The sequence below is a fragment of the Halorubrum sp. CBA1125 genome (assembly GCF_009742825.1).
Classification (GTDB): Archaea; Halobacteriota; Halobacteria; order Halobacteriales; family Haloferacaceae; genus Halorubrum.
Genome location: NZ_WPCE01000104.1, coordinates 1 through 10,426, shown reverse-complemented (window position 1 = coordinate 10,426; position 10,426 = coordinate 1). Strand labels below are relative to the sequence as shown.

5 protein-coding genes and 1 pseudogene are annotated in these 10,426 nt (G+C 68.8%); 4 read left to right on the top strand and 2 right to left on the bottom strand.

Features of this window, described 5'->3' with window-relative positions:
• Window positions 1-527 precede the first annotated feature (527 nt).
• Together aspS and larC are read right to left on the bottom strand one after the other, a co-directional pair.
• The gene (aspS, locus tag GJ633_RS10255; protein ID WP_156588751.1) at window positions 528-1,832 is read right to left on the bottom strand and encodes an aspartate--tRNA(Asn) ligase; all 1,305 of its coding nucleotides are present in this window, start codon (window positions 1,830-1,832) and stop codon (window positions 528-530) included.
• A gap of 128 nt (window positions 1,833-1,960) precedes the next feature.
• Window positions 1,961-3,427, bottom strand: coding sequence for a nickel pincer cofactor biosynthesis protein LarC (gene larC / locus GJ633_RS10250; protein ID WP_156588750.1), 1,467 nt, complete (start codon window positions 3,425-3,427; stop codon window positions 1,961-1,963).
• A 318-nt stretch (window positions 3,428-3,745) separates the two neighbouring features.
• Between larC and GJ633_RS10245 the strand changes: the two are divergent.
• The 4 genes and pseudogenes from GJ633_RS10245 to carB all read left to right on the top strand — a co-directional run bounded on the left by GJ633_RS10245 (window position 3,746) and on the right by carB (window position 10,410).
• Window positions 3,746-5,967 (top strand): annotated as a pseudogene (locus GJ633_RS10245) (CDC48 family AAA ATPase).
• A gap of 73 nt (window positions 5,968-6,040) precedes the next feature.
• Entirely contained in the window at window positions 6,041-6,592 is a 552-nt protein-coding gene (locus GJ633_RS10240) for a DUF5815 family protein (protein ID WP_156588749.1), read from the top strand.
• A 172-nt stretch (window positions 6,593-6,764) separates the two neighbouring features.
• Window positions 6,765-6,980, top strand: coding sequence for a hypothetical protein (locus tag GJ633_RS10235; protein ID WP_156588748.1), 216 nt, complete (start codon window positions 6,765-6,767; stop codon window positions 6,978-6,980).
• A gap of 193 nt (window positions 6,981-7,173) precedes the next feature.
• The gene (gene carB / locus GJ633_RS10230) at window positions 7,174-10,410 is read left to right on the top strand and encodes a carbamoyl-phosphate synthase large subunit (RefSeq protein ID WP_156588747.1); all 3,237 of its coding nucleotides are present in this window, start codon (window positions 7,174-7,176) and stop codon (window positions 10,408-10,410) included.
• The last annotated feature ends 16 nt before the right edge of the window (window positions 10,411-10,426 follow it).

Sequence of the window (10,426 nt, the reverse complement as noted above, 5' to 3'; positions counted from 1 at the left end):
GCGGCGTCCGCGTTGCCGGGCGCGGCCGCGACGGCGCCGACGGCCGCACCGGTCCCGATCAGTACCACCGCGGCGAGCGCCGCGACGAGCGTCGTTCGGATCGCGTTCATGGCGACTCCCGCTCGGGGCGCTACCATCTTCAATACCGCAAGCGCTTCAGCCGAATTACGCCCGATTTAAGCCGGTTTAAGCGGCGGGAGACGGACCAGCGCGGCCGATACGGCGAGCGCGGCGTTCGTTTATTAGTGCCCCGCTGGGACGGTTGGCCAGCGGGCGAGGTCGACGCTGGCGCGCGGCGGCTCGGACGTGTGGCTTGTCAGTTCGTGTCATACTGACGGGCACCGTGACTGGTGGTGACAACCATCGTGATATTTAGGTCGACGTAGCGTGGAGCGCGTGTCCAGGTGCTGTGAGGTACCGTTGCGAGACCGACAGTAGGTGAATATCTCGGTCTAGCCGGTGAACGCCGCCGATACGCAATCGTCGCTGCCGTGCTCCGGAATTTAAATCCTACGGCGCCGGTCTCGCTACGGCTCCAGCCGGTTCGGGTCGCGCGGGAACATGATCGCCTCCTTGATGTTGTCGAGGTCGGCGACCTTCTGGACGAGCCGGTCGATGCCGAGCCCGTAGCCGCCGTGCGGCGGGGTCCCGTAGCTCAGCGCCTCGATGTAGAACTCGAAGTTGGCCTGCTCGACGCCCTCCTCTTCCATCACCTCGACCATGCGGTCGACGTCGTGCTCCCGCTGGCCGCCCGAGGAGAGCTCCTGTCCCCTGTAGATCAGGTCGAACTTCCGCGAGGCGATGTCGTCGCCCGCGACGTCCTGCATGTAGTAGAACTTCTCGTCGGGGTAGCCGACGACGAAGAACGCGGGGTGGCCCTGCTCTTCGAAGTGCTCGCCCAGCAGCTTCTCCCCTTTCGTGTCGAGGTCGGTCGGGTCGTCGGGGAAGTGGCCGAACTCGGTCTCTAAGATGTCGAGTGCCTCCTCGAAGGTGATCCGCGGGAAGTCGTCCTCGGGGACCGCGAGGTCGACGTCGAGCAGGTCGAGTTCGCGCTCGGCGCTTTCCGCGGCCGCCCGGAGCGCGTAGCGCAGCGACTCCTCCTGGACGTCCATCACGTCGTGGTGGTCCTCGATGTACGCGAGTTCGACGTCGAACATCGCGATCTCGGAGACGTGTCGGGAGGTCGCGAAGTCCTCGGCACGGAACGCGGTGCCGTTCTCGTAGACGGCCTCGTACCCCGCGGCCATCAGCATCTGCTTGTAGAGCTGCGGGCTCTGCGAGAGGAACGCGTCCTGGTTGTAGTAGAGGATCGGGAACAGCTCCGCGCCGCCCTCGGCGCCGCCCTTGGAGATCCGCGGCGTCTTGATGTCGACGAACCCCTCCTCGTCGAACCACTCCTCCATCGCCGTCATCAGCTTCGAGCGCAGCGTGAACACCGCGAGCGTCTCCGGCTTCCGGAGGTCGAGCGCGCGGTTGTCGAGCCGGGTGGAGAGGTCGACCTCGATGTCCTTCGAGATCTCCAGCGGGAGCGGGGAGTCGGCCTCGTCGATGACCTCGTAAGCCGTCGGCGCGATCTCGACGCCGCCGGGCGCCTGGTCGCTCGCGACGGGGTCGCCGACGACGCGGACGACGTCTTCGGAGCCGGCGTCCTGGACGGCCGCGAACAGCTCCGGCTCGCGCTCCTCTTTGAAGACGACCTGGATGAGCCCCTCCCGGTCGCGCACGATGAGGAAGACCAGCCCACCGAGGTCGCGGATCTCGTGGACGTGGCCGGCGATGGCGACCTCGTCCGCGTCCGGTTCGACGTCCGACGTGTGAATTCGCTCGATCATGACGGGGTGTCGATTACCACCAACTGGCCGGGCGCCCGTCATAGGCCTGTCGTCTCGAGGCGGACGGAACCCCCGATCTGGGGGGTCTCCGCGGGGTTCACCGACTCCCGAGTCCGGCTCCGTATCGGCTACTCGCCGCTCCCCTCGTCCGGGCTATCGTCGCCGTCCTCGTCGACGGCGAGCCGCTCTCGCACCTGCGTCTCCGCCCGTCGGAGTACGTCCCGCACGGGCGTGTCCGTCTCGGCGGCGACGGCGGCCGCGTCGTCGTACTCGGCGCTGACGTCGTAGACCTCGCCGTCGGCGGTCGACGCCACCTTCACCGCCACCTCGCGGTCGTCGCCGCCGATCCGGACGGTCGCCGTCTCGAACTTCCGCTCGGCGATCCACCGGTGGCTCGCGGCCGCCTGACGCACGCCGAGGGTACCGGTCTCGCGGGCGAGCCGCTCGGCCACAGCCGCGGCGTCGGCGGGCTTGCAGATGACCTTCACGAGGTGGCCCGGACGGGACTTCTTCATCGTCGTCGGCACGATCGTTACGTCTCGCGCGCCGACGCGAGACAGCGTCTCCTGGAGCCCGCCGAGCACCTCCGGGGCGGCATCGTCGAGATTCGTCTCGAGCACGGCGACGTCGTCGTGGGCGAGTCCGTGGTCTCCGACAGTCGCCGCTTCTTTCGATTCCTCTCTCACCTCGCCCTCTTCGCCCTCCTCCCCGACGAGCACGCGGAGCACGTTCGGCCGGTCGGGGAGGGTCGCGTCGCCGGCGCCGTAGCCCACGGCGTCGACGTCGAGGTCGGGGACCGTCTCGACGCCCTCGGCGACGGCGGCGAGGATCGCGGCGCCAGTCGGCGTCAACAGCTCGCGCTCGACCGGCCCGCCGACCACGGACACGTCGGCGTCGGCGACGATCTCGGTGGTCGCCGGCGTGGGGACGGGGTAGACGCCGTGGCTCATCTCGACCTCGCCGCCGCCCGCGGCGACCGGAGTCGTGACGACTCGGTCTGGATCGAGGTCGGCGAGGAGCAGCGCCGCGCCGACCACGTCGGCGATCGCGTCGTCGGCGCCCACCTCGTGAAAGCGCGTCTCCGCGAGGTCGGTGCCGTGGATCGACGCCTCCGCCCGCCCGAGCCGCTCGAAGGCGTCGAGGGCGGTCGCTTCCACCGCTGCGGGGAGGTCCATCGACTCGACGAGAGAGACGACTTCAGGGTAGCTGCGGTGGACGCCCCCGCCCTCGGCGTGGGACGCGTGGTCGTGATCGTGATCGGAGCGGTCCGAGTGGTCGTGCCCGGCGTCGTGTCCGACGTCGCGACCGCGATCGCGTTCACCCGCGTCCGACCCCTCGTTGCCGTCGCGGGACCCGGCGTCGTCGTGCTCGGACCCGCCGTCATCGTCGCCGGCGGTATCGTTGCCCTCGTCGAGGAGCACGTCGACGGTCGTCGCGCGGAGCCCGTGTTTCGTCGTCTCGCCGACCGCGTATCGAACCGGCAGCCGGTCGGTCACGGGCGCGAGGACGTCCGGATCGGCGCCGGCCGCGATCAGCGCGGCGCAGATCATGTCGCCGGCGGCGCCGGTCCGGCCGTCGAACGCGAGCGTTCGCATGGGTCACGGGAGGCGATCGGGAGACAAATACCCCGTGGTCCGCCCGTCGTGTCTCGTCGCGGACCTCGCCCGTCGTGTCTCTCCCTCGCGTTCGGATCCCGTCGCCGCTGCTCGCCCGCGATCCGGTTACCCCCGTCGGTGACTGCGGCGAAAACACACGGTGACGACGAGGTTTTAACGACTGGGGGCCGTACCATGACACATGATGGCACAGATCGGCGCCGGCGGCGGAACTGGCCGGTCGGTCAGTGCGAGTCGGCCGGGCAACAGGCTTATTCCGGAACCGGGAGGAGTTACGGATATCCCCCGCGAGGAACAATGAACGAAGTCCAACTCGAAGTGGCGAAGGCGTACCCCAACGACTCGGGGCGCGGTATCGCGCGGCTCGACCCCGACACGCTGTTGCACCTGAAGCTCTCGCCCGGCGACATCATCGAGATCGAGGGCGCGGAGACCACCGCCGCGAAGGTCTGGCGCGCCGACCGACAGGACTGGAACACCGACACCGTCCGCGTCGACGGGTTCACCCGCCAGAACGCCGACGTCGGCATCGGCGAGCGCGTCACCATCCGGAAGGCGGAGGCGGAGAAGGCCGACAAGCTCGTGTTGGCGCCGCCCGAGGAGGCGTCGGTCCAGTTCGGCTCCGACGCGGCCGGCATGGTGAAACGCCAGATCCTCAAGCGGCCGGTCGTCGAGCGCGACATCGTCCCCGTGATGTCCTCGACGAACCACCCGTTCATGCGGTCGCCCGGCCAGGCGATCCCGCTCATCGCCGTCGAGACGGAGCCCGACGGCGTCTGTCTGATCACCGAGGACACCGAGGTCGAACTGCGCGAGGAGCCGATCTCCGGCTTCGAGAAGACCGGCGGCGGGATCACCTACGAGGACATCGGCGGGCTCCAGAACGAGATCCAGCGCGTCCGCGAGATGGTCGAGCTGCCGATGAAACACCCGCAGATCTTCTCGAAGCTCGGGATCGAGCCGCCGCAGGGCGTCCTGCTCCACGGGCCGCCGGGCACCGGGAAGACGCTGCTCGCGAAGGCGGTCGCCAACGAGACGTCGGCGTCGTTCTTCTCGATCGCCGGCCCCGAAATCATCTCGAAGTACTACGGCGAGTCCGAACAGCAGCTCCGCGAGATCTTCGAGGACGCCAAAGAGGAGTCGCCGTCGATCATCTTCATCGACGAGCTCGACTCGATCGCGCCCAAGCGCGAGGACGTCACCGGCGAGGTCGAGCGCCGGGTCGTCGCCCAGCTGTTGACGATGATGGACGGCCTCGAAACGCGCGGGCAGGTGATCGTCATCGGCGCGACCAACCGCGTCGACAGCGTCGACCCCGCGCTCCGCCGCCCCGGGCGGTTCGACCGCGAGATCGAGATCGGCGTCCCCGACGAGACCGGCCGCAAGGAGATCCTCCAGATCCACACCCGCGGGATGCCGCTGTCCGACGACGTCTCGCTCGACCACCTCGCCGACGACACCCACGGGTTCGTCGCGCCGACATCGAGAGCCTCACCAAGGAGGCGGCGATGAAGGCGCTGCGGCGGTACCTCCCCGAGATCGACCTCGACGAGGAGGAGGTCCCGCCGAGCCTGATCGACCGGATGATCGTCAAGCGGGACGACTTCGCGGGCGCGCTGAACGAGGTCGAGCCCTCGGCGATGCGGGAGGTGCTCGTCGAGCTGCCGAAGATCTCGTGGAACGACGTCGGCGGGCTCGAAGACGCCAAACAGCAGGTCCAGGAGTCGGTCGAGTGGCCGCTCACGTCCCCGGAGAAGTTCGACCGGATGGGCGTCGACGCCCCCAAGGGGGTGCTGCTGTACGGCCCGCCGGGCACCGGAAAGACGCTGATGGCGAAGGCGGTCGCCAACGAGACCAACGCGAACTTCATCTCGGTGCGCGGCCCGCAGCTGCTCTCGAAGTGGGTGGGCGAGTCCGAGAAGGCGATCCGCCAGACGTTCCGGAAGGCCCGGCAGGTGAGTCCGGCGATCATCTTCTTCGACGAGCTGGATAGCCTCGCGCCCTCGCGCGGCCAGGAGATGGGTAACAACGTCTCGGAGCGCGTCGTCAACCAGCTGCTCACCGAGCTGGACGGGCTCGAGGAGATGGGCGACGTGATGGTGATCGGCGCGACCAACCGCCCGGACATGATCGACCCCGCGCTGCTCCGCTCCGGCCGCTTCGACCGGCTCGTGATGATCGGCCAGCCTGACCAGGAGGGCCGCGAACAGATACTGGAGATCCACACGCAGGACACGCCGCTCGCGCCCGACGTGAGTCTCCGTGAGGTCGCGGAGATCACCGACGGCTACGTCGGCTCCGACCTCGAGGGGATCGCCCGCGAGGCCGCCATCGAGGCGCTGCGCGACGACGACGACGCGGAGGAGGTGGAGATGCGGCACTTCCGGCGCGCCATGGAGTCCGTGCGGCCGACGATCACCGATGACATCCTCGCGTACTACGAGGACGTCGAACAGCAGTTCAAAGGCGGCGGGACGGACGCGCTGCGCGACACGGGCGGCCGGATCGGCTTCCAGTAGACTACCCTCCCGCCCGCTCTCCAGCCGACCCGCGTTCCGCGCCTTTTAACCTCGTCACCGGCCAACGCCCGGTATGTCCCAGCCGCGCGTTCCCGGCGGCGACGAGAACACGCTGGAGCTACCGTGCGGGGAGACGATCGGCGTCGGCGAGCTGGACCTCGGGATGCGCGAGTTCGCGTGCGACTGCGGCGAGACGCACGCGGTCGTGATGGACGTCCACCCGCCCGAGCGGTTCCTCCCGGAGTTCCTCGTCGAGGTGCTCCGCGAGGCGATCGACACGACGAGCGAGGAGATGCCCGAGTTCGACACGCCGCACCTGCTCGGGGTCGTGTTAGAGGAGTTCCCGGACTGGGTCGTCGCCCACGACGCCAGCGAGAACGCCGACGTCGGCTACGCGATGGCGTGGGTGACGGCGTTCGACTCGCGGCGGCTCCACGAGGTGGTCGTCGAGCTCGTCGTCGAGCTGATGGAACACGCCGTGAGCCACGCCGACGACGACGAGGCGCTCTCCGCGTTCGAAGCGGAGATGGTCGAGTTCGACGTGAGCGAGTTCGTCGACCAGTACCGCGCGGAGCGCGACCTGGAGGCAGAGGACCCGTACGCCTCCGGGGACCCCACTCCCTGAAAGGCCGGTCGCGGTCACCGCTTTGATCCGTCTTCTGCCTCGTTCGGTTCTCGACGCCACTCTGTTCGCCGCCCCGATCCGTCGAAAACGGCCGTTACGCGCCTCGTGTCGGACGGTTGTCTGACTCCTGTCTCACTGAATCCTATATGTTCGGGGGCCGTACGTAAGACGTATGAGCGCCGGTGAATTCGACCAGTACGACCGGATCCGGAGCGTGCTCGCCGACGCCGACGAGCCGCTGACGGCCCGGGAGATCCTCGCGCTCGTGGGCGAGTCCACCGATCTCGACAGCCCGCACCGGGTGGCGACCGTGCTGGGACGGTGGGCCGAGTACGGCGAGGTCGAGGTCATCGCGGATCGGCCATACCGGTACCGACTTGAGACCTGAACGGACGCGATGCGCACCCGACCGGTCTCGAACGGGGAGTTATCGCTCCGAGCCCCGTCTTGAGAGGACGATCGCCCCGTGCGGATCCGTCTCGTCCGTCACGTGTCGACATACCTTGCGAAAATCGAAAAATCGCTGCGAGATTCGTACTGAACCGCGGACCTTATTACGATGAGCGCATTTCGTCACGACAATGAGCGAGGACCGCACTATCCTACTCATCGGCAGCGGGCCGATCCAGATCGGACAGGCGGCCGAGTTCGACTACTCCGGCGCGCAGGCGTGCCGCGCCCTCCAGGAGGAGGGAGCCCGCGTCGTGTTGGTGAACTCGAACCCGGCGACGATCATGACCGACCCGGACACCGCCGACCGAGTGTACATCGAGCCGATCACGACCGAGGCGATCGCCGAGGTCATCCGGATCGAAGAGCCCGACGGCGTCATCGCCGGGCTCGGCGGTCAGACGGGGCTCAACGTCACGGCCGAACTCGCCGAGGAGGGCGTCCTCGACGAGTTCGACGTCGAGGTGATGGGGACGCCGCTCGACACCATCTACGCCACGGAGGACCGCGACCTGTTCCGCCGGCGGATGGAGGACCTCGGCCAGCCGGTACCCAAGTCGACGACCATCTCGCTCGACGAGGGCGAGTCGGTCGCCGCGCTGACACAGGCGGACCTCGTCGACCGGGTCGAGGACGCCGTCGACGCGGTCGGCGGGCTCCCCGTCATCGCCCGGACGACCTACACCCTCGGCGGCTCCGGATCGGGCGTCGTCCACGAGTTCGACGAGCTCGTCGAGCGCGTCCGCAAGGGGCTGCGCCTCTCGCGGAACAGCGAGGTACTCATCACCGAGTCGATCGCCGGCTGGGTCGAGCTGGAGTACGAGGTGATGCGCGACGCCGACGACTCGTGTATCATCATCTGCAACATGGAGAACATCGACCCGATGGGGATCCACACCGGCGAGTCCACGGTCGTGACGCCGTCGCAGGTCATCCCCGACGACGGTCACCAGGAGATGCGCGACGCGGCGCTCGAGGTCATCCGCGACCTCGGCATCCAGGGCGGCTGTAACATCCAGTTCGCGTGGCACGACGACGGCACGCCGGGCGGCGAGTACCGTGTCGTCGAGGTGAACCCCCGCGTCTCCCGTTCCTCCGCGCTGGCCTCGAAGGCGACCGGCTACCCGATCGCCCGCGTCACCGCGAAGGTCGCGCTGGGCAAGCGGCTCCACGAGATCGAAAACGAGATCACCGGCGAGACGACGGCCGCCTTCGAGCCCGCCATCGACTACGTGGTGACGAAGGTGCCGCGCTGGCCGATCGACAAGTTCGACGACGTCGACTTCGAGCTCGGCACGGCCATGAAGTCGACCGGCGAGGCGATGGCGATCGGCCGGACGTTCGAGGAGAGCATGGTGAAGGCGCTGCGCTCCTCGGAGTACGACCCCGCCGTCGACTTCGACGAGGTGTCCGACGAGGAGCTGGAGACGGAGTACCTCGAGCGCGCGAGCCCCGACCGCCCGTACGCGATGTTCGAGGCGTTCGACCGCGGCTACACCGTCGACGACGTGATCGACCTGACCGGGATCCACCGCTGGTACGTCGAGCGGTTCGAGAACATCGCCGCGGGGACCGCGAAGGCCGCCGAGGGCGACTTCACCGAGGCGGCGATGGTCGGTCGCACCGACGCCGAGATCGCGGCGACCGCGGCCGACGGCGGCGTCGAGACCGACGTCGGCGAGGTGGAGACGACGGTCCCGGACCGCACCTACAAGCAGGTGGACACGTGCGCGGGCGAGTTCGAGGCGTCAACGCCGTACTACTACTCCGCGCGGCTCCCCGAATTCATCCGGGGGGCGGACACCGCGGGCGCGGCCAACGAGGTCCGCGTCGACCCCGACGTCGAGAGCGTCGTGGTCGTCGGCGGCGGCCCGATCCGCATCGGGCAGGGCGTCGAGTTCGACTACTGTGCGGTCCACGCGGTGCGAGCGCTCCGCGAACTGGGGATCGACGCGCACGTCGTGAACAACAACCCGGAGACGGTGTCGACCGACTACGACACCTCCGACGGGCTCTTCTTCGAGCCCATCTCCGCCGAGGAGGTCGCCGACGTGGTCGAGACGACCGGCGCCGACGGCGTGATGGTCCAGTTCGGCGGGCAGACCTCCGTGAACGTGGGCGAACCGCTCAAAGCTGAGATCGAGCGGCGCGGGCTCGACTGCTCGATTTTGGGGACGAGCGTCGAGGCGATGGACCTCGCCGAGGACCGCGACCGCTTCAACCTCCTGATGGACGAGATCGGTATCGCCCAGCCGGAGGGCGGCACGGCGACGAGCCGGACGGAGGCGCTCGATCTGGCCCACCGGATCGGCTACCCCGTCCTGGTGCGCCCCTCCTACGTGCTCGGCGGCCGTGCGATGCGCGTCGTCGAGGACGACGCGGAGCTCGAAGAGTACATCGAGGAGGCGGTTCGCGTCTCCCCGGACAAGCCGATCCTCATCGACGAGTTCCTCGCGGACGCGGTCGAACTCGACGTCGACGCCGTGGCGGACGGCGAGGATGTCCTGCTCGGCGGCGTGATGGAGCACGTCGAGAGCGCGGGCGTCCACTCCGGCGACTCCGCGTGCATGATCCCGCCGCGCTCGCTCGACGACGAGACGCTCGCGCGGGTCCGCGAGGTGACCGAGGACATCGCCCGCGCGCTCGACACGGTCGGCCTGTTGAACGTCCAGCTCGCGGTGACGGGCGTCCACGACCCCGAGACGGACGCCGAGGTGTACGTCTTAGAGGCGAACCCGCGCTCCTCGCGGACGGTGCCGTTCGTCTCGAAGGCGACGGGCGTCCCGATCGCGAAGCTCGCGGCGAAGGTGATGACCGACGACCTCGACCTCTCCGCCCTCGACGTCGACGAGCAGGTCCCCGAGCACCGCAGCGTGAAGGAGGTCGTCTTACCGTTCGACCGCCTGCCGGGCTCGGACCCGCGGCTCGGTCCGGAGATGAAGTCGACCGGCGAGGTCATGGGCACCGCCCGCTCGTTCGGGAAGGCGTACGACAAGGCGCAGGACGCGACCGGTAAGCCGATCCCCGAGTCCGGCACGGCCGTCGTCGACCTCTCGGCCGAGGAGTTCCCGGACCCGGACACCGAGGCGGGCGAGACGCTCGTCGAGGGGTATGCCGAGCACTTCAACCTGAGCGAGGCGACGGACCTGATCGAGGCCGCCAAGCGCGGCGAGATCGACCTCATCGTCTCCCGCCAGCGCGACCTGCTGGAGGTCGCCGTCGAGGAGGAGATCACCTACTTCTCGACGTACGCGTCCGCGTCGGCCGCGCTGGAGGCGATCGAGCACGCAGACGACGACATCGACGTGATGGCGGTCTCCGACCGGCCGAAGCGCGCCGAGAAGTGGGGCGCCGCCGCGTCGGAGTAGGCGTCGCGGCGTCGTG